Raw genomic sequence first — 18,572 nt, 5'->3', positions numbered from 1 at the left:
AGGCAGAAGTGACGCAACGATAACCACTCAATAGTACAGTGGAACTTTAGCTCACATTTGAGGATTGTGTTCATGCCACGGGTGATTTTGATGGGTGCCCCCGGTTCCGGTAAAGGTACCCAAGGGGAAGTTTTGGCGCAAACCTGGTCGGTGCCCCGCTTGGCACCAGGGGATATATTTCGGGACCACATCCGCCGGGGGACGCCGCTGGGGTTGGAGGTGAAAAGCTACAGCGATGCGGGCAAATTGGTTCCCGATACGGTGGTGATTCGGGTGATGCAGGAACGGTTGACGGCACCGGATGCCCAGGCGGGCTGGATATTGGATGGGTTTCCCCGCACTGTGCCCCAGGCGACTGCCCTGGATGAATTGCTGGCGAATTTGCACCAACCCTGCGATGCCATTCTCAATCTGGATGTGCCGGAGGAAATGCTGGTGGCACGCTTATTACAACGGGCGCAGGAGCAAAACCGTGCCGATGATACCCCAGAGGTGATCCAAAACCGGCTCCAGGAATACTACAGCAAAACCCAACCCCTGTTGGACTTCTACGGCGAGCGGGTGATTCGCATTGATGGCACCCAACCCATTCCCCAGGTGACCCAGCAAATTCAAGCCCATTTGGCGGCGACCTGATAAGCTAGGAGTAGGTACGATTACTACACTTTGCATTCTAGGAGGCACCGCTTGTCTAAGCAAGACCTGATTGAGATGGAAGGCACCGTCACCGATTCCCTGCCCAACGCCATGTTCCGGGTGGATTTGGACAACGGCTTCAACGTCTTGGCGCACATTTCCGGCAAGATTCGCCGCAATTACATCAAAATTTTGCCGGGCGACCGGGTGAAGGTGGAACTCACCCCCTACGACCTGACCAAAGGGCGGATCACCTTCCGGTTGAAGAAAAAATAGTCCTTGACACGCACCCGGGTTGCCGGTATTATTATATTTTTGCTGTGACTTTTAGGTAAGGGGTCATGAAGGTACGGGCTTCGGTTCGCCGGATGTGCGAAAAATGCCGCATTATTCGCCGCAAGGGGCGGGTGATGGTGATCTGCATGAACCCGAAACATAAGCAACGGCAGGGTTAACTGGTTTATCTATTGCGAGGTGTGCCTTGGCACGGATTTCAGGGGTGGATTTGCCCCGTGAGAAACGGGTGGAAATTTCGCTGACCTACATTTATGGGATTGGGCTGACCCGTTCCCAGGAGATTTTGGCGGCTACGGGGATTGACCCGGACACTCGGGTGCGGGATTTGAATGACCAGCAGATCGCCGCCCTACGGGAGTACATCGAACAGAATTACCAGGTGGAGGGGGACCTGCGCCGGGTGGAGGGGATGAATATCAAACGGCTGATGGACATCGGCTGTTATCGGGGTCGTCGCCATCGGGTGGGTTTGCCGGTGCGGGGGCAGAGGACACGCACCAACGCCCGTACCCGCAAGACGGTGGCGGGGAAGAAAAAGGCACCTGGGAAGTAAGCATCTATGTTTGTACTGTTTTTGGGAGTGTAATTTATGGCACCGCAGAAGAAGGGAGGTCCCCGCAAGCAAAAGAAAAACATTCCCAACGGGGTGGCGCACATCCAGTCCACGTTTAATAACACCATCGTCACCATTAGCGACCCCAAGGGGGAGGTGATTTCTTGGTCCTCGGCGGGGGCGAGTGGGTTTAAGGGAGCCAAGAAGGGCACGCCCTTTGCCGCCCAGATGGCGAGTGAGAATGCGGCGAGGCAGGCGATGGAGCAGGGGATGCGCCAGGTGGAGGTGTTGGTCTCTGGACCAGGTTCCGGGCGGGAAACGGCGATTCGGGCATTGCAGGCGGCGGGGTTGGAGATCACCCTGATCCGGGATGTGACCCCGATTCCCCACAATGGCTGTCGTCCTCCGAAGCGGCGGCGGGTGTAGGTTTGGTGAGCCAATGGGAGGTACTATGGCGCAGTTTAAGGTAGAGGTCGTGGAAGCCTCGGGGCAACAACAGTACGGGCGATTTGTCCTGGAGCCGTTGCACCAAGGGCAAGGGATCACGGTGGGCAATGCCCTGCGGCGGGTTTTGCTGGGGGATTTGGAAGGGGCGGCGATCACGGCGGTGCATATCGAGGGGGTCAACCATGAGTTTGCCACCGTGCCGGGGGTGCGGGAGGATGTGCTGGAATTGTTATTAAATTTGAAGGAAATTGTACTGCGTAGCCATACGGCGGAACGGCAATTGGGACGGTTGGAGCGGGTGCAAGGTCCGATGATTATCACGGCGGGGCATTTGAAACTGCCAGCGGATGTAGAGGTGGTGCATCCGACCCAGTACATTGCCACCCTCAGCGAGGGGCACACCCTGGAGTTTGAATTTTATGTGGAGCGGGGGCGGGGCTACCGGTTGCTGGACCGGAGTCAGGAGGATGGCACCTCAATTGATTTTCTCCAGATTGATGCGGTGTTTATGCCGGTGCGCCAGGTGAGTTGGCAGGTGGAGGAGGTGCGGAGCGAGGAGGGGGTGCTCCAGGATCGGTTGATTTTGGAGGTGACGACGGATGGGAGTCTGAGTCCCAAGGAGGCGGTGAGTCAGGCGGCGCACACCCTGGTGGAGCTGTTTTCTCCCCTGCGGAGCATTGTCGGCTTGGAACCGACGGACAATGGCATGGCTTCCGAGGATGATAAGGTGAGCCAGGTGCCGATTGAGGAATTGCAGCTGTCGGTGCGGGCGTACAACTGTCTGAAACGGGCGCAGATTCACAGTGTGGCGGATTTGCTCAACTACAGCCAGGAAGAACTGCTGGAGATCAAAAACTTCGGTCAGAAGTCGGCGGAGGAGGTAATCGAGGCGCTCCAGGTGCGGTTGGGGATTGTTTTGCCTAAGGAAAAAGCGTAGGGAACAGGAGGATCGATCATGCGGCACGGGCGACGGATTCCCCGGTTGAGTAAACCGGCTGACCAGCGGAAAGCATTACTGCGGGCGTTGACGACGGCGTTACTGCGCTATGGGCGGATTACCACCACCAAGGCACGGGCGAAGGCGATTCGGGCGGAGGTGGATCACATGATTACCCTGGCGAAGGAGGGTTCCTTGGCGGCACGGCGGCAAGCCCTGGGGTACATTTACGACAAAAAGCTGGTGCACGCCCTGTTTGCGGAAGCCCCGGAACGCTATGGCTCTCGACCGGGGGGCTATACCCGGATTATCCGCACGGTGCCCCGTCGGGGGGATGCGGCGGAAATGGCGATTATTGAATTGGTTTAGGGTTTGCCCCGGGTCGCCCTGCTGGTGCAGTATGTGGGGACGGGGTTTCATGGCTGGCAGTCCCAACCGGGTCAGCGCACGGTGCAGGGGGTGCTGGAGGAAACTATTGGGAGTGTGGTAGGACAGCCGGTGACGGTGGTCGGGGCGGGGCGGACGGATACGGGGGTACACGCCGCCGGTCAGGTTGCCCATTTTGACACGCCTGGAACCATTCCCCCGGAGCGCTGGGCGGTGATTTTGAATGGACGGCTACCCCCGGATGTGTTGGTGCGGCAAAGTGTGCTGGTACCGGATCACTGGCACGCCCGGTTTTCCGCCCGCTGGCGCAGGTATCGCTATTGTCTGTACACTGACCGGAGCAATAACCTATTTACGGCTCCCTTTTGCTGGCATTATTACTACGCTCCCCTGGATGTGCCGGTGATGCAGGCGGCGCTGGAACCGCTTTTGGGGCGGCACCATTTGGCGGCATTTCACCGGAGTAATTCCGGGCGGGAGCATTCCTGGGTGGAGGTGCAGGCGGTGCGGTGTTGGCGACAGGAGGCTTGGGTGTATATCGAGGTGCAGGCGAATGCGTTTCTATATGGCATGATGCGTCTGCTGGTGGGGCTGCTGGTGGAGGTGGGGCGGGGCAATTGGTCGGTGGCGGAATTTACCAGCCTGTGGCAGGAGGAACGTCGGCAGGAGGTGACCTATGCGGCTCCGGCTCGGGGGTTGACCCTGTTGGGGGTGGGGTATGGGGCGGATGTGTTTGCGCCGGGGCTGGCAACCATGCCCCTGTGGACGGAAAAGATGGAGTATTGAGTAATTTAGTAATTATTTAGTAATTTTTCGGTTGGGAAAACCCCAGGATTTACACTGAAGCCATGCCTAAAACCGTGCTATTTCCCAAGGGCTGTATGATTCAGCGTTTATTTACCTTCAGTCGCCGTCTGGTCATTGTGGCTGTGGTTTGCTCCCTGATTGCCTCGATGCTGGTGCTGTTGACGGGTACGGTGGAAACCCTGGATGTGCTTTATACCCTGGCGAGTGATTGGAGCAAATTGAGCGGCAAAAAGGTGATGGTACCCCTGGTGGAAGTCACGGATTTGTTTCTCGTCGGCACGGTTTTTTATATTGTGGCGTTGGGTTTGTATGAATTGTTTGTAGATAGTCGCCTGCGGATTCCCCCCTGGTTAGAAATTCGCAGTGTGGATGAACTCAAAAGTCGGTTAGCGGGGGTCGTGGTGGTGGTGTTGGGGGTGTCCTTTTTGGGGGAAACCGTGAAGGGGATTAAAAGCCTGGATTTACTCCTTTCCGGGGGTGCCAGTGCGCTAGTAATTGTGGCTTTAACCTATTTTTTGGGCAACCATACCCACAACGACCGCACCACCCATGACGGGGAGATTACCGGGGCGCATAGCCCGGAAGCTACGGATAAAAGTTATGATATATAGACCTGGATTATGACCCATCCCGTTATTCCACAGGTGCTGGAGTTAGCCCGACCCATTGGGGCATCCCTGGGCTTGGAGGTGGTGAATGCCACCTTTCTGACGGATCAGGCACCCCCCGTCCTGCGGATTGATATTCGTCACCCCGCACAGGATACGGGTTTAGCGGATTGTGAACGCATGACCCAAGCCCTGGCTCCGGCGCTGGATGCGGTGGATTGGTTTCCCGGTGCCTACATTTTGGAAATTTCCAGCCCCGGTCTGGGGGAGGAATTGCTCACCGAGCGGGACTTTACCACCTTTCAGGGCTTCCCGGTGCGGGTAGAACTGCACCAGCCCTATCGGGGGCGGCGGGAGTGGCAGGGGCGGTTACTCCGTCGGGATGGGGAGGCGGTGGTGCTAAACCGGCGGGGGCGGACAGTGCGGCTCCTGCGGGCTTGGGTGATGCGGGTGGTGCTGACCACCGATGACCAGGATGATTGATGTGACTCAACCAACTGAATACCTAGGGAATCCCTATGTCGATTATCAATTTGCCCAATCTCAAAGAACTGATTGACGAGATCAGCCGTACCCACAATTTACCGAAAGCGGACCTGCAGGAAGCCCTGCGGGAAGCCCTGCTCAAGGGGTACGAAAAACACCGGCGGGCGCGGGATTTTAACAACCCCAACCTGACGGAAGAGTACTTCCAAAATTTTGATGTGGAACTGGATCTGGAGGAGGGGGGCTTCCGGGTGTTGGCGGAAAAAACGATTGTCACCGAGGTGAAAGACCCGGACCACGAGGTGGCACTCCAGGAAGTCCAGCCCTTTATCCCCGAAGCCCAGTTGGGGGGGACGGTGGTGCTGGATGTGTCCCCGGAGGACCGCCGGGAATTGGGGCGGATGGCGGCGATGCAGACCAAACAGGTGTTTAACCAACTCCTGCGGGAACTGAAACGACGGCTGATCCAGGAGGAATTTCAAGACCTGGAGGGCACCGTCTTGCAGGGGCGGATATTGCGCTTTGAACGGGGTTCCTGGATCGTGGGGGTGAGTAGCGGCTACAACCAAACCGAGGTGGAAGCGGAACTGCCCAAAAAAGAACAACTGCCCAACGACAATTACCGCCCCAACAGTACCTACAAATTCTTTCTCAAACAGGTGCATGACGGTCCCCACAAAGGTCCCCAGTTGGTGGTGTCCCGGGCGGATGCCGGGCTGGTGGTGTACCTCTTTGCCAACGAAGTCCCGGAAATGGAAGATGAAATTGTGCGGATCGTGGCGGTGGCACGGGAAGCCAATCCCCCGACCCCGAAAGTCGGACCCCGCACCAAAATTGCCGTAGATACCCTGGACCGGGATGTGGACCCGGTGGGTGCTTGCATTGGGGCAAGGGGTTCCCGGATTCAGGCGGTGGTCAACGAATTGCGGGGGGAAAAAATTGATGTGATCCGGTGGTCCCCCGACCCCGCCACCTACATCGCCAACGCCCTCAGCCCCGCCCAGATTGAAGCGGTGCGCCTGATGGACCCGGATGGTCGCCAAGCCCATGTGCTGGTCAATGAGAACCAGTTGAGCCTCGCCATCGGCAAGGAGGGGCAGAATGTGCGTCTCGCCGCCCGGCTCACCGGCTGGAAAATTGACATCAAGGACGTTAATAAATACGATGCCGCCGCCGAAGATGCCCGGATGCAGGCATTGATCGCCGAGCGGGAACAACAACAGCGGAACCATCCCCCCGTCCCAGGGGACGACTAGGAGCGGTCAATGCCCCCCGGCACCCGCCGTTGTCTGAGTTGCCGCACCCTTGCCCCCCGGGAACGCTTCTGGCGAGTCGTGCGGCTGTTCCCTACCCATCAGGTGGTTTTGGACGAGGGCATGGGTCGCTCTGCGTACCTGTGTCCTCAACAGTCCTGTCTGCAGCAGGCGCAACATAAAAACCGCCTGGGCAAAGTCCTCAAAGCCCCGATTCCCCCGGAAATTTACGCCACCCTCTGGGCACGGCTCACAACACCTGATCCTGTACCAGATGCCCATCCTCCAGGTGCACCACCCGGTCGGCAATATCCAGAATCCGGTGATCATGAGTGACTAGGAGAATGGCACAGCCCTGCTCCTTGGCGAGTCTTTGCATCAAATCCACCACTTCCCGTCCGGTTTTGCTATCCAAAGCTGCCGTCGGTTCATCCGCCAAAATGAGGCGGGGATGGCTTGCTAGGGCACGGGCAATCGCCACCCGTTGTTTCTGTCCCCCGGAGAGGTCGTGGGGATAGCTGTTGCATTTTTCCCCCAATCCCACCGCACGCAACATGGACTCTGCCATAAGTCTCGCTTGCTTGGGCGGAATGTGGGGATGCAGTTCTAAAGCCATTTGCACATTTTGGCGGGCGGTGAGAAATTCCAATAAATTATGCGCCTGAAAAATATAACCAATGTGACGGCGCAGGTGGATTTGGGTGGCTTTGCTGGCACCGTTTAATTCCTGCCCCAACACCCGTAAACTGCCTTTTTGCACCGACCGCAAACAGCCAATCAGGGTTAATAACGTGGTCTTGCCTGACCCGGAAGGACCCGTTAAGATCACAATTTCCCCCGCCCGGATCGTGAGATTAATATCGAATAAAATTTGTTTGCAGAGGTCGCCGTCCCCAAAGGAATGTTCTAAATGCTCGATGGCTACCACCGGTTCCGAGGGGGCAACCAACGGGGGGGCTGGGGCAACGGCAGTGAGCATGGGAATTTCCAAAATTTTTAACATTTTATAAATATCTTAATCCTTTCATCCTAGGGCATGGGGCTTGGATGAGTTTGAATTGATGAGTTTATTAACCCCGACCGAACATTTCATCCCTGGAACACGGATTCCAACTCCCAGCCCAGCGGGGCGGTAGAATAGTCAAGAGGGTTTGGTTGTCATACATAACATTTATGCAGTATTTGGTGGCGCTCCTGCCCGACCGTTTGCAAGCCGAGGCGGTTTATTCCGCCCTGGAGGAAGCGGGTTTGCCTTTGGAAGCGGTGGCGTTGGTGGGGCGGGGTTATCGGGATGTGGCGGATTATCCCTTGCCCCAGGGGGGCTGGCGACCCAATTTTTTTACCTATTGGCTGGTGCCCTTTGGGTTTGTGAGTGGGGTGGGGTTTAGCATTTTGACTGGGCTGGAAACCTTCACGTCCTGGGCGGGAGTGTGGGGAAATCACCTGCTGGGCGGACTGCTGGGGGCGGTGGCGGGGGGCATGGGCAGTGTGGTGGTGGGGGGCGGGTTGGGGCAGTTGGCGCAGTGGGGGTTGCCCAATTATGTCCAGGCGGTGAAGCAAGGGAAATATGTGGTGGTGGTGCAGGGGGCGGGCTTGGTGAACCGGGCGAAGGGAATTGTTTTGCGCTTTCAACCCCAATCCCTGAATGTGCTGGAAACCCGATGATCTGGGTACGGGAAGGATTTTGGGCGATGAGTGGCTTGGTGCTGTTGGTGCTGGGGACGTTTGTGGGGGTGTATGTGGTGAGTCCCCCGTGGCAATGGCCGTCCCTGGGGGTGTGGCTGTGGCCGGTGGTGAGCAGTTGGCAGGTGGGGGCAATGCTGTTGACCGCCTGTTTGGGGGGGCGGGGGGCGGCGACGGTGGCGGTGATCGCCTATCTCACCCTGGGGTTGATGGGGTGGCCGGTCTTTACCTGGGCGGGGGGCTGGCAGTATCTGCGGGAACCGGGGCTGGGTTATCTGCTGGGGCTGGGGCTGGGGGCTTGGGTGTGCGGGGAGTTGGCGTTTCGTCTGCCCCTCAGCCTGGAACATTTGACCCTGGCGGCGGGGTTGGGACTGCTGGGGGTGCATCTGGTGGGCTTGGCAGGGTTGGCGGTTCATTATCCCCGGTGGTCGGAATGGCTGAGTTGGGCGGCCCATTACACCCTCACGCCCCTGGTGGGACAACTGCTGGCCCTGTGCGGGGTGGTACTGCTGGCCTACGTTGCCCGGCGGTTGGGGGTGGCGGCCCGGTGGTGAGACAGGGATGGTTTTGGGTTGCCAGTGGGGTGGGGGTCCTGGTGGATCAACTCAGTAAGTATGCGGTGGTGCATCACTTCGGTCTGGGGGAATCCTGGCCCCTGTGGGCGGGGGTCTTGCATCTCACCTATGTGTTGAATACGGGGGCGGCCTTCAGTCTTTTTGCCCAGGGAACGGCCTGGTTGCGCTGGCTGTCGGTGGCGGTGAGTGCCGGGTTGCTGGCCTTGGCGGTGCGGGGGCCACGGTTGGCCGTAGCGGAACAGTGGGGCTATGGGCTGATTTTGGCGGGGGCGATGGGAAATGGCATTGACCGCTTTCGGTTGGGGGCAGTAATTGATTTTTTGGATGTGCGTTGGATCAATTTTCCCATTTTTAATTTAGCCGATGTGTGGATTAACTTGGGGTTGGTCTGCCTGTTCTGGCATTACCTGCGTTCCCAATTCAGTAAAAATTCTTGATTTTTTGAGCGGCGCCTGCACCCATTCTGCAAAATTCAGATAAGGCAGTTCTAAGGGCGTAACCCCGGCTTTCCTGGATGATCTGGGCATTCCAACCAGATAACATTTTGGGGGTGCCAATGGGGCCAATCAATTGCCAAGGAATAGGGATGGCTATATGCAAAACCGAGTCATTATGTGTATAGTACACCTAGGGTTAATCCATAGGTTGTAGTCAGTTTGCACAGATGAATCATCTAGGGTTGATGTCCGCATATCTTTTTGTTTTTTTTTTTCAGCGAGTTGCCTATGTCCCGTTATATTGGTTGGTTCGTTTTAGATGCGCCAAGCCCAAATCTCTTGCCTACCCTGGCGGAGACCCTGCGGGAGTGCGATTTGAATGTGGTGTATCGTTCTGAAGATTACCTAATGGCTCGGGAAATTCCCGGCTCGGTGCCCTTGTCCCGGTTTAACCGTTTGGTGACGGCGGAAATTTTGCTAGAACGGTATCCCAATCAGCAGGTGCGTTTGCAGGTGGTGGCCAAAAATGAAGAACTGTCGCTTCACCAGCACAACCATTGCCAGCAGGTGTTTGAAAAAATTAGGACAGCGATCAGCAACAATCAAAGCTGGGAACTGGTGGGGTTGGTAGCGAGTTAGACCGCAGACCCCGCTCGGAACAATACCTGAAACTTGCCAGTAAAACGCCCGTTAACATCAAGCTGGACGACGGAGTCCTGCATGAATCAAAGCGATGCTATAGCAATCCTAAATGAGTTTAGAACAGGGGTCGCAGGGGCGCTGCCCCCGTCAAAGAAGCACCTGCGGTGTATGGTTCTGGAAAATTTTTGTTTCTAAATTAAGTAGGATTGCTATATTAGGAATCACAAGGGGGTGATGTTGGTAAAAGCACTATTAAAGCACTATTACTTTTCATGTTGAGATTATTCAGGCACTTGTTAAAAAACTGCGAAATTGATATAGCCATCCTACTGGATTAACGAACGGAAATTACTTAGAACCAAGGACGGGCATGGTGCCTTGCAAACCCCATTTTCAATTCAGTTAGTATTGCCATATTCATTAAATTACCCTAATGTTCATAAATTTTGATTTGAACGGGGGAAGGAAATCAATCCACCGGCAGTGATCCCCCTCACTGTCACCCCGTGATGATTCCCCCCTCGCTCTCGGGTATAATCAGACCAGGATAAAAATGTCAAGACAGTTTGGGTTCGTTGTTCTCTGGTGACGGTCATGCTTCCGCTGATGGCTGTGGGTCTGCTTCTTGCACAGGGAAACCCCTGTATGCCCCTGATTGGCATTCCCGGCCCTTCATCCCTGGGGATTAACAGCTCGCAACGGTTCATCAGCGTCGGTCAGCAACGGTTGGAGCGGGAAATCTGCGAATATCAGAATCCTGCGCCCCTGCTGGAGATTCAGCTTGACCCCGCCCAAGGCACCCCCCAACCCAATTAAATTTCGATTAAATTTCAAGGAGGATTCGGATGAAACGGTATGGATGGGTCGCAGGTTTGTTGGTCGGTGGTATGCTCTGCTGGGCACCTACCGGCTGGGCGCAGTCCCCATACACAGTACGTTTGGGGGATACTCTGACCGGGATCGCCCGTCGCCACAATGTCACCCTGGAACAGATGTTGCAGGCCAACCCCAGTTTACGCAATGACCCAGACCTGATTTTGGTGGGGCAAAAATTGGTGTTACCGAAGGGCGCAACCCCCAGTGTGGCAGACGTTTTAGCCACCCCCCTCCCCCCACAGGTGGAACCGAAAAGAGTAGCAACCAGCCCCACCCGCCGTCGCCCAGCCTTTGCCAGTTTGAATTTACCTACGGTGGGTCGCCCTGGCAATCGGGAGGGGGGGTCTAAACGGGGTTCGGGCTGTGCCAAGGACAAGGAACAAAAACTGCGGGTACTCCTACCCGAGGGCAATTACGGCCAAACCCTCCAGGACTATGCCACCTTTTTTTGGTACATCCCCGAATTGGAACGGCCCACCCCGGTCGAATTTCAACTCCGGCGGGTGAATAGTCAAGGTCAGCCTGGGGAGTTGGTGCATAGCGAAACCTTTACCAGTAGCGGCGGGGGGATTGGGAGCCTGACCCTGCCAGCGACGGTGGCCCCTTTGGCGGTGGGGCAGGAATACGAATGGTCCCTTGCGGTACAGTGTACTCTGGATGGCATGGCCGGGGAACCGGATGCCTGGATGATTGCCCTGGGGCGGATCGAACGGATTTCCCCAAATAATCCCCGGTTAACGGCGGCGCTTGCCCAGGCCGATCTGGGGGACTACCCAGCCATTTTGGCGGAGGCGGGGGTCTGGTACGATGCTTTGCAAATGTTGGTGGCCCTGCGGCGGCAAAATCCCACGAACCAGGAATTGCTGCAGGACTGGGGCAATCTGCTGGGGAAAATTGGGTTTTCCGCCATTGCCAACCAACCCCTGCGCTGTGTTCAACCCAATCCCCAGGGGGGCGCCGCCCGCTGTTTTTAGGGTGTTGCGGGAGTGATCAACCGCTCCGGTAGGCAATCCTGGCGGAGCAGATCCTCCCAGGTTTCCCGCTTGATCAGCAAATTGGCAGACCCATCTTGCACCAAAACCGCCGCCGGTCGGGGTATCCGGTTGTAGTTGGAAGCCATGCTGTAGTTGTAGGCACCCGTTGCCAACACCACCAGAATATCCCCCGGTTGCGTGCGTGGGAGGGCAATATCTTTTAATAAAATATCTCCAGATTCGCAGTGTTTTCCCGCCACAGTCACGGTTTCCGCTAGCGGGTCAGCCACCCGATTCGCCACCACCGCCTGGTACTGCGCCTGGTAGGTAATGGGTCGGGGATTATCGGACATTCCCCCGTCCACACTGATATAGGTACGCCCAGCGGGAATTTCCTTGCGTCCGCCAATCGTATAAGCCGTCACACAGGCTGGCCCCACCAACGACCGCCCCGGTTCACAGATCAATTTAGGTAGCGGCAAACCCCTCTGTTGGCAATGGTGGGTAATGCCCTTGCTCACCACCCGCACCCAGTCCCGAATCGCCGGGGGGTGATCCGCCTCCGTGTAACGAATCCCCAAACCGCCCCCCACATTCACCTCCCGCAGGGGCAAACCCGCCTGCAAACCCTGGGCGTAAACCTCCACCAACACCTCGGTCAGGTCCCGGTGGGGTTCCAAAGCGAAAATCTGCGAACCGATGTGGGCGTGCAACCCAATACATTTAAGCTGGGGATGTTCCCGCAACCAGGTAAAGACGGCGGGTAATTGCTGGGGGTCAAACCCAAACTTGCTGTCCAGGTGCCCGGTACGAATGTACTCGTGGGTGTGGCATTCGATCCCTGGCGTAAAACGAAGCATGATTTCGACAGGACGTTGAACCCCCCGCGCAAGGGAGGCTAAGGTCTGTAATTCGTACCAATTGTCCACCACCACCCGGCACCCATAGTCCAGAGCCAGTTGCAATTCCGCCAGGGATTTGTTGTTCCCGTGGAAATAAACCAACTCCGGGGACACCCCCAGCCGGATCGCCGTGGTCAATTCGCCGCCGGAAACCACATCTAAGCCCAACCCTTCGCTCACCACCACCGCCAACACCCCCAGACAACACCAGGCTTTGGTGGCATAAATCACCAGGGCATCCCCAGGATAATCCTGGCGCAAACCCTCCCGGTAATGGCGGCAGGCAGTGCGGAGGCTGATTTCATCCAGGATGTAGAGGGGGGAACCCCACTGGCTCACCAGTTCCACCACGTCACAACCGCCAATTTCCAGATGACCTTGCCCGTTGGTCTGGGCGGTCAGGGGCAACATCTGCTGGTTGGGAGCACGTTCAGCGGCCAGCATAGGGGTCACATTAACAAGGATGCTTTATTAGTGTAACCCCCGCTGAGCCGGTTAGTGGGATTTAGGAGGGGCGTGGCCGTTGCCCCGGGGTTGGATCAAGCCATAGCCCCCGTGGTTGCGTTCATAGACCACATTGATTTCCCCGGTCTCCACGTTGCGAAATACATAGAAATCATGGTCCACCAGTTCCAATTGCTCCAACGCTTCATCCACCGTCATGGGCGGCATGGCAAAGTATTTACGGCGCACCACCTCCTTGGGTAATTCCGGCACGCTCTGGGGTTGGGGGGGCACCAATTCCGCCGGTGTAACCAGGACAGGGGTGCTGTGCAGTTTCGCCTGTTTTTTCTCCTTGAATTTCCGCACTTTCCGCGCCAATTTATCCGCTACCAAGTCAATGCTGGCATAGAGATTTTCGCTCCGTTCTTCCGCCCGCATGACGGTTCCGCCCACGTAGAGGGTGATTTCCGCAATGTGGGTATCGTGAATCCGAGGATTACGAGCAACGGATAGGTGGGCATCCACTTCGGTGATCAAACCATTGAAATGCCCCAAGGCTTTGTCTAATTTACTCTCCACATAGGCACGGATGGGGTCGGTAATGGCAATATTTTTGCCATGAATGACGAGTTTCATAGGCATGAACCCCAAATAGGATATTGGTTGTTAACTATTTCTAAACTATCACTAGCCATACCTTCCCTTTCGGAGTCTTTAACTTCTTGTAATCTGTTGTTAACCTCACCCAAAGATTGCAGAAATTGTTCACCCAAACCCTAAAGAAAACATTAATTTATTGGGCATTGAGGAATTACAGGTGGCAAGGGCACCATCCCCAGCGAGTTACGAATCCGGGTTGCCACATCTTGAGTTTTTGGTAATCAGGGTCTTTCAGCAGAATTATTTTCTGCCAGTGCCCATCAACGGAAACGGAGCACCTTAGTTCTGGGGAATTGCGTTAATCAAATGGGATTGTTATGTGCGTAGAAGGTTAATGTTGCCGGTGGTGGACTTCCATTTCAGCGAATCCCCTCACTCATCGCCAACATCCGCTCCAAAGGTGCCAATGCCGCCAAACGGATTTCCTCCGTCAAAGTAATTTCCGGTTGTCGATCCCGCAATGCCAAATAGACTTTTTCTAAAGTATTTAAGCGCATAAATGGGCATTCATTACAGGCACAACCGTTGTTGGCGGGGGCAGGAATAAAGGTTTTTTCAGGAGCCGCTTTTTGCATTTGGTGGATAATGCCTGGCTCGGTCACCACGATAAATTCCTGGGCTGTATCCCGCTGAATATATTTGAGTAACCCACTGGTGGATGCAATGTAATCCGCCAGCCCTAAAACCGGGGTTTCACATTCCGGGTGGGCAATAATTTTGGCTTGGGGATGACGGACTTTCAGCTTCACCAACTGTTGATAAGAAAAGGTTTCATGCACCAAACAACTCCCCGGCCAGAGTACCATTTCCCGCCCGGTTTGTTGCATCACATAGCGTCCTAAATTTTGATCCGGGGCGAATAAAATTGGTTGATCCGGGGGGATTTGTTGCACAATAGCTACCGCATTGGAACTGGTGCAAATAATATCACTCATGGCCTTAATTGCCGCTGAGCAGTTGATATAAGAAATGACCAAATGATCAGGATAACGAGCCTTAAATTGAGCAAATTCTGCGGGGGGACAGGTATCCGCCAAGGAGCAACCAGCGGCTAAATCCGGGAGCAAAACCTGTTTTTCAGGATTGAGAATTTTAGCTGTTTCCGCCATGAAATGCACCCCGGCGAAGAGAATCACATCCGCCTCGGTCTGAGCCGCCTGCCGGGACAAGCCCAGGGAATCCCCCACATAATCGGCAATGTCCTGCACCTGGGGTTCCTGATAGTAGTGCGCCAAAATCACCGCCCGCAATTCCTGCTTCAGTGCCCGCACCGCCCCCGCCAAGTCCCGAGGCAGAACCGCCGCTTCCATGACTGGCAACAACATAGACCCGCTCCTGAGAGAGTTTGTAACGCTTTGTTTAATTATAGTTGATTTTACCAAAAATGAATCGGGGTGGTTGAGGTTGCCCTATCCGGGCCCAGCCCGCCGCCGATCCTTACCGATGAATTAGATGAGAATTAGATGAATTAAAAGATGAATTAAAATAAGGGTCGCAGGGGCACCCCTCCCATCAAAGAAGCACCTGCGGTGTATGGTTCTGGAAAATTCTTGCAAGTAGGATTGCTATAGTACTACTAAATTTAAGGGCACCTTTATCAATTCAAAGTTAATGGTTGCAGGGGGCACTGGGTAACATGGGTATGCCAACGATGAGATGTTTGGTTGGCGCAAATATAGCAGTCCTCAATGAGAATGGAATAGGGGTCGCCGGGGCACCGCCCCCGTCCTTGGTTCTGGAGAATTGCTATTTGTTAATCAAGTAGGATTGCTATAAATGGAGATGCCCTAAATTTAAGTAGGATTATCACAAAATTTAATCCGGGTAAGCTCAATTAGGCAAGCAATTACATTCATTGCTAAAGAATTCACGCCCCCCATTAGCTATTTGCTAAAGTGCCGGGGATGGGTCGTCCCGATAGGTGCTAATAGTAGCAATTTGTAACCGAAAGTCCCCCGGCTGGAAGGTGGGGTTGATCTGCCCATCATAGGCGAATTTACTCAACATGATTTGGAGGGAGACCACCTGGCGCAAATTAATGGGGGGGGCAGTGGGAACGGTTTTGGCCCGAAAGACCGGCACTAGGTTTGCAAAAGGGATTTTCACGGTGATCCAGGTGGCGGGTTGAGTGTCAAATTCCGCACCGTAGGCGAGGGTGTCCCAACTGGAACTGTCCCTCAGCAGAAGTTTGTACCGTTTGCCATCCCCCCGCACTCGCAGAGCCAGACCAGTGGCATCCGCCAGATTCAAGGGGGGTTCCAGATTCCGGGTACGAATCGAGGCAAACCCACCGTTGTTTTGGGTGGTCACCGTCCCTTCAAACCGGGCACCGCTGGGGTCAGGCACCAACTCGCTTCGGCTCATGCCCCCCATTACCACGTCATCCAGGGCACCCCAGAGGGCAACCGGGGCGGGCTGGGTCAAATCCATGAGCAGTTCCCCTTGGGGCATGACGGTAGCGGGGGGTGGGTTCAGTCCAAGGGTGCGTTGGATACAGGCGACGACCGGCAGTGCCTCAAAATAGGTCACCGTTTGCCAGAGCCGACCCACATCGGGAAATTGCATGGGGACACACAATACTTCACCTTTTTTATCATAAAGGAGGTTGGCGTTAAAGGGTACTGAGGAACATATAGTTAGTAAATAACTTAAGGGCACCTCTATTTATTTATTACCACCACTGGAAGATTATTTCGCTAAAATGCCCATCCTATCGAGAACCAAGACGGGGGCTACGCCCCTGCGACCCATTTTTAGAAGTGCCCTTAGGGAAACTGATGAGCGTGATCAAGGTTTAAGTAGGTTAATTTTGCAGAGACGCTACCCTAGGAGAAGAACGACGGCAACCTGGAGAAAATGAGTAATGCAACCTCAAATTAAAGCCAAACCCACGTCCTTATATGATACGGACTATCAGCTGTGGATTGATCGCACCGTTGCCCAGTTAAAATCAGGGCACTTCCGTGACCTTGATTTAGAGAATTTAATTGCAGAGGTGGAAAGCTTGGGCAAGAGTCAAAAACACGCCATTTCTAGCTACCTCTTGCGCCTTTGTGAACATCTGCTCAAACTCAAATATTGGGAATCTGAGCGGAAGAGTTGTTTTAGGGGCTGGATTTTAGAAATCGGTAATTTTCGTTCAGAAATTGAATTGATTATCCAGGATAGCCCTAGCCTCAAACCTTTTTTAAGTGAAAAGTTTTCGGTATCCTACCAAAAAGCTCGGAAAGTTATACTTAAAGCCATGAAAATATCCTCTAGTTTCATTCCCGAAGCGCCTGACTTTACCTTGGAGCAAGCCCTAGATGAAGATTGGCTCCCTTGGCAACCCAAATAATCTATAGCAATCCTAACTGACTTCAGAACAAGGGTCGCAGGGGTACCCCCTCGTCAAAGAAGCACCTGCGGTGTATGGTTCTGGAGAATTTCTGTTGCGTAATGGTTTGGGATTGCTATGGGAATTAGCGGCTATGTAACCAAGTCGCCAAAATTTGAATAAAGCCGAAAATCGCTAATAATATGATCACCAGCAAGAATAAAATAAATAGTAAGGGGAGGCGAATTAATAATAGGGAAATCCCATTTAAGGGTGTGACCCGTCCCCAAATTTGATAGAGTCTTTGCCAAGATTGTCCATCCCAAAACCACGCCCGTTGGGCGGGATAGGTGCTACTGAGTTGCTCGAGAATTTGATCGGATTCTTTGAGTACAAAAATTTGCTGGCAACGGTCACAGCCAAAGGCATCGGTCAAGGTAATTTGCTGTAACCGACCCCCCCGGCGACAACAGGGGCAAGGGTACACCCGGTTGAGATCAATTTTTTGGGCACTCCATTTGCCCATCGTCCTAGGTTCCTTTCCCGATACCCAGTAGTGTTGAATGTCCGTAATAAAACTTAACATAAGGGGTCAGGGTTATCCTACGAGCGGCTCTACCCCTACGAGTTCCATGAAGCTACAGTGTCGGCCTATTTCTATTTGTAAATATCGCAACTTGTCAATCAATTCATAGGTCTTATTGTGACCTATCTCCAGCAATCTTAAAATTAGATAACCAATCAATACGGCATAAATCTGTAGCCGCACACCATTCTCATTCTTGGTAATGATTCTATCCAATTTCAAGTGCATCTTTAGTGCCTTCCAAAGCAACTCAATTCGCCAGCGCAAACGATAGGCTGAACAAATCTCTTCATCCGTCATCGAAGTCACGTTAGTCGCTAGCCTATATTCTGTGTTTTCCTCTTCATTAAAAAATTGAATTACCCGAATATCCGGATTGTCAGGTTGCAACTTCATATTATTTCTAATCCGCACAATAAACAATGTATTTCGTTTACACATTTCGTCCATTAATTTCCAGGAAGCAAAACCCCTATCCATGATACCAACGGCATTCTCAGGTATCGTCCCAATCACAAGATGCCCAATTTTATGGTCATTAGTCTTTCCAAATATAATTGATTCGTCACCGATATTGCCCTCATTTATATCCAGGCCAAGCGTCAATTTTACCTGCTTGTAGTGCCAGAATAATTTGCTGGTCAGGGTGATAATGGTAGAATCTAATGGGAATAAGTGCTTAAATTCACCTTGATGATGTTTAAGCCGTTTTTGCAGTTCTCTTAGGATCACTTGAAACGGCTCGGTGCTACGATGTTTACACGCCTTAGAAAACGTTGATATGTCAACTTTAAAATTGAGATGATTCAAGAGGAAGAATAAGCCCCGCATGGTGGCGACTCTTGCATCTAAAATGAAGTGCATCCATATGAGTACAAACAAGCGAGTATCCAAGACTGGATAGTCGTTTTTGGGAAGAAGGTTCAGCAAGGGCTTGATAAGTCCCTGAATTTGTCGTCTCATAAAAATACTGTTACTCGTGGTTTCTACCAATCTAAAATACCATTTTTAGTCTCCCTTTTCCACCCTTTCGTTAACATTCAACACTACTGCCCGATACCATCAT

The 18,572-nt window shown here is 53.9% G+C and carries 26 protein-coding genes; 19 read left to right on the top strand and 7 right to left on the bottom strand.

Features of this window, described 5'->3' with window-relative positions; all coding sequences use genetic code 11:
- Window positions 1–72 precede the first annotated feature (72 nt).
- The 12 genes from MLD66_RS05910 to MLD66_RS05855 all read left to right on the top strand — a co-directional run bounded on the left by MLD66_RS05910 (window position 73) and on the right by MLD66_RS05855 (window position 6,747).
- Window positions 73–636: an adenylate kinase gene (locus MLD66_RS05910; protein WP_247216008.1), complete on the top strand. Its 564-nt coding sequence runs from the start codon at window positions 73–75 to the stop codon at window positions 634–636.
- 51 nt (window positions 637–687) lie between these two features.
- The gene (infA, locus tag MLD66_RS05905; RefSeq protein ID WP_247216007.1) at window positions 688–912 is read left to right on the top strand and encodes a translation initiation factor IF-1; all 225 of its coding nucleotides are present in this window, start codon (window positions 688–690) and stop codon (window positions 910–912) included.
- Between the two features lie 65 nt (window positions 913–977).
- Complete coding sequence (gene rpmJ / locus MLD66_RS05900) at window positions 978–1,091, top strand: 50S ribosomal protein L36 (protein WP_084111693.1); 114 nt, start codon at window positions 978–980, stop codon at window positions 1,089–1,091.
- Between the two features lie 26 nt (window positions 1,092–1,117).
- A complete protein-coding gene (gene rpsM / locus MLD66_RS05895) occupies window positions 1,118–1,486 on the top strand; it encodes a 30S ribosomal protein S13 (protein ID WP_247216006.1) in 369 nt (122 codons plus the stop codon).
- 36 nt (window positions 1,487–1,522) lie between these two features.
- Window positions 1,523–1,912 (top strand): 30S ribosomal protein S11, encoded by a 390-nt coding sequence (gene rpsK, locus MLD66_RS05890; RefSeq protein WP_247216005.1) that lies wholly within the window; start codon window positions 1,523–1,525, stop codon window positions 1,910–1,912.
- 25 nt (window positions 1,913–1,937) lie between these two features.
- Window positions 1,938–2,870 (top strand): DNA-directed RNA polymerase subunit alpha, encoded by a 933-nt coding sequence (locus tag MLD66_RS05885; RefSeq protein WP_247216004.1) that lies wholly within the window; start codon window positions 1,938–1,940, stop codon window positions 2,868–2,870.
- A gap of 18 nt (window positions 2,871–2,888) precedes the next feature.
- Complete coding sequence (gene rplQ / locus MLD66_RS05880; protein WP_247216003.1) at window positions 2,889–3,239, top strand: 50S ribosomal protein L17; 351 nt, start codon at window positions 2,889–2,891, stop codon at window positions 3,237–3,239.
- Window positions 3,240–3,242: 3 nt separating this feature from the next.
- Window positions 3,243–4,043: a tRNA pseudouridine(38-40) synthase TruA gene (gene truA, locus MLD66_RS05875; RefSeq protein ID WP_339396928.1), complete on the top strand. Its 801-nt coding sequence runs from the start codon at window positions 3,243–3,245 to the stop codon at window positions 4,041–4,043.
- 62 nt (window positions 4,044–4,105) lie between these two features.
- Window positions 4,106–4,675, top strand: coding sequence for a YqhA family protein (locus tag MLD66_RS05870; protein ID WP_247216002.1), 570 nt, complete (start codon window positions 4,106–4,108; stop codon window positions 4,673–4,675).
- 9 nt (window positions 4,676–4,684) lie between these two features.
- Entirely contained in the window at window positions 4,685–5,155 is a 471-nt protein-coding gene (gene rimP / locus MLD66_RS05865) for a ribosome maturation factor RimP (protein ID WP_247216001.1), read from the top strand.
- 35 nt (window positions 5,156–5,190) lie between these two features.
- On the top strand, window positions 5,191–6,414 hold the full coding sequence (nusA, locus tag MLD66_RS05860; RefSeq protein WP_247216000.1) for a transcription termination factor NusA: 1,224 nt from the start codon (window positions 5,191–5,193) through the stop codon (window positions 6,412–6,414).
- Window positions 6,415–6,423: 9 nt separating this feature from the next.
- Window positions 6,424–6,747: a YlxR family protein gene (locus MLD66_RS05855; RefSeq protein WP_247215999.1), complete on the top strand. Its 324-nt coding sequence runs from the start codon at window positions 6,424–6,426 to the stop codon at window positions 6,745–6,747.
- Here MLD66_RS05855 and MLD66_RS05850 read toward each other — a convergent pair.
- Window positions 6,662–7,390, bottom strand: coding sequence for a DevA family ABC transporter ATP-binding protein (locus MLD66_RS05850; RefSeq protein ID WP_247218990.1), 729 nt, complete (start codon window positions 7,388–7,390; stop codon window positions 6,662–6,664). The two genes, MLD66_RS05855 and MLD66_RS05850, sit on opposite strands and share 86 nt — an antisense overlap.
- A gap of 176 nt (window positions 7,391–7,566) precedes the next feature.
- Between MLD66_RS05850 and MLD66_RS05845 the strand changes: the two genes are divergently transcribed.
- From MLD66_RS05845 to MLD66_RS05820, 6 genes are all read left to right on the top strand, one after another.
- Window positions 7,567–8,076 (top strand): hypothetical protein, encoded by a 510-nt coding sequence (locus MLD66_RS05845; RefSeq protein WP_247215998.1) that lies wholly within the window; start codon window positions 7,567–7,569, stop codon window positions 8,074–8,076.
- Window positions 8,073–8,648 carry a biotin transporter BioY gene (locus tag MLD66_RS05840; protein WP_247215997.1) on the top strand — a complete coding sequence of 192 codons (576 nt, stop codon included), beginning with the start codon at window positions 8,073–8,075 and terminating at the stop codon, window positions 8,646–8,648. Before MLD66_RS05845 ends, MLD66_RS05840 begins: the two co-directional genes overlap by 4 nt.
- Complete coding sequence (gene lspA / locus MLD66_RS05835) at window positions 8,645–9,106, top strand: signal peptidase II (protein WP_247215996.1); 462 nt, start codon at window positions 8,645–8,647, stop codon at window positions 9,104–9,106. Before MLD66_RS05840 ends, lspA begins: the two co-directional genes overlap by 4 nt.
- Window positions 9,107–9,394: 288 nt before the next feature.
- Window positions 9,395–9,745 (top strand): hypothetical protein, encoded by a 351-nt coding sequence (locus tag MLD66_RS05830; protein WP_247215995.1) that lies wholly within the window; start codon window positions 9,395–9,397, stop codon window positions 9,743–9,745.
- A 588-nt stretch (window positions 9,746–10,333) separates the two neighbouring features.
- Complete coding sequence (locus MLD66_RS05825) at window positions 10,334–10,564, top strand: hypothetical protein (protein WP_247215994.1); 231 nt, start codon at window positions 10,334–10,336, stop codon at window positions 10,562–10,564.
- Window positions 10,565–10,593: 29 nt separating this feature from the next.
- The gene (locus MLD66_RS05820) at window positions 10,594–11,598 is read left to right on the top strand and encodes a DUF928 domain-containing protein (RefSeq protein WP_247215993.1); all 1,005 of its coding nucleotides are present in this window, start codon (window positions 10,594–10,596) and stop codon (window positions 11,596–11,598) included.
- Here the strand turns inward: MLD66_RS05820 and lysA are convergent.
- The 4 genes from lysA to MLD66_RS05800 form a co-directional block, all read right to left on the bottom strand.
- On the bottom strand, window positions 11,595–12,944 hold the full coding sequence (lysA, locus tag MLD66_RS05815) for a diaminopimelate decarboxylase (RefSeq protein ID WP_247215992.1): 1,350 nt from the start codon (window positions 12,942–12,944) through the stop codon (window positions 11,595–11,597). The two genes, MLD66_RS05820 and lysA, sit on opposite strands and share 4 nt — an antisense overlap.
- A gap of 51 nt (window positions 12,945–12,995) precedes the next feature.
- Window positions 12,996–13,580: a ribosome-associated translation inhibitor RaiA gene (gene raiA, locus MLD66_RS05810; RefSeq protein WP_247215991.1), complete on the bottom strand. Its 585-nt coding sequence runs from the start codon at window positions 13,578–13,580 to the stop codon at window positions 12,996–12,998.
- A gap of 383 nt (window positions 13,581–13,963) precedes the next feature.
- Complete coding sequence (nadA, locus tag MLD66_RS05805) at window positions 13,964–14,929, bottom strand: quinolinate synthase NadA (protein ID WP_247215990.1); 966 nt, start codon at window positions 14,927–14,929, stop codon at window positions 13,964–13,966.
- 565 nt (window positions 14,930–15,494) lie between these two features.
- On the bottom strand, window positions 15,495–16,169 hold the full coding sequence (locus MLD66_RS05800) for a CIA30 family protein (protein WP_247215989.1): 675 nt from the start codon (window positions 16,167–16,169) through the stop codon (window positions 15,495–15,497).
- Window positions 16,170–16,467: 298 nt separating this feature from the next.
- Here MLD66_RS05800 and MLD66_RS05795 point away from each other — a divergent pair, with 298 nt between their 5' ends.
- Complete coding sequence (locus MLD66_RS05795; protein ID WP_247215988.1) at window positions 16,468–16,941, top strand: DUF29 domain-containing protein; 474 nt, start codon at window positions 16,468–16,470, stop codon at window positions 16,939–16,941.
- A 124-nt stretch (window positions 16,942–17,065) separates the two neighbouring features.
- Here the strand turns inward: MLD66_RS05795 and MLD66_RS05790 are convergent, their stop codons facing one another.
- Both MLD66_RS05790 and MLD66_RS05785 read right to left on the bottom strand, forming a co-directional pair.
- On the bottom strand, window positions 17,066–17,446 hold the full coding sequence (locus MLD66_RS05790; protein WP_247215987.1) for a hypothetical protein: 381 nt from the start codon (window positions 17,444–17,446) through the stop codon (window positions 17,066–17,068).
- 72 nt (window positions 17,447–17,518) lie between these two features.
- Window positions 17,519–18,469, bottom strand: a complete 951-nt coding sequence (locus tag MLD66_RS05785; RefSeq protein ID WP_247214935.1) for a transposase — start codon at window positions 18,467–18,469, stop codon at window positions 17,519–17,521.
- Between the last annotated feature and the right edge of the window lie 103 nt (window positions 18,470–18,572).

Origin of the sequence: Synechococcus sp. C9 (genome assembly GCF_022984075.1) — a bacterium.
Classification (GTDB): domain Bacteria; phylum Cyanobacteriota; class Cyanobacteriia; order Gloeomargaritales; family Gloeomargaritaceae; genus Gloeomargarita.
The sequence above is the reverse complement of the archived record's forward strand: the minus strand, read 5'-3'. Positions and strand labels throughout refer to the sequence as shown.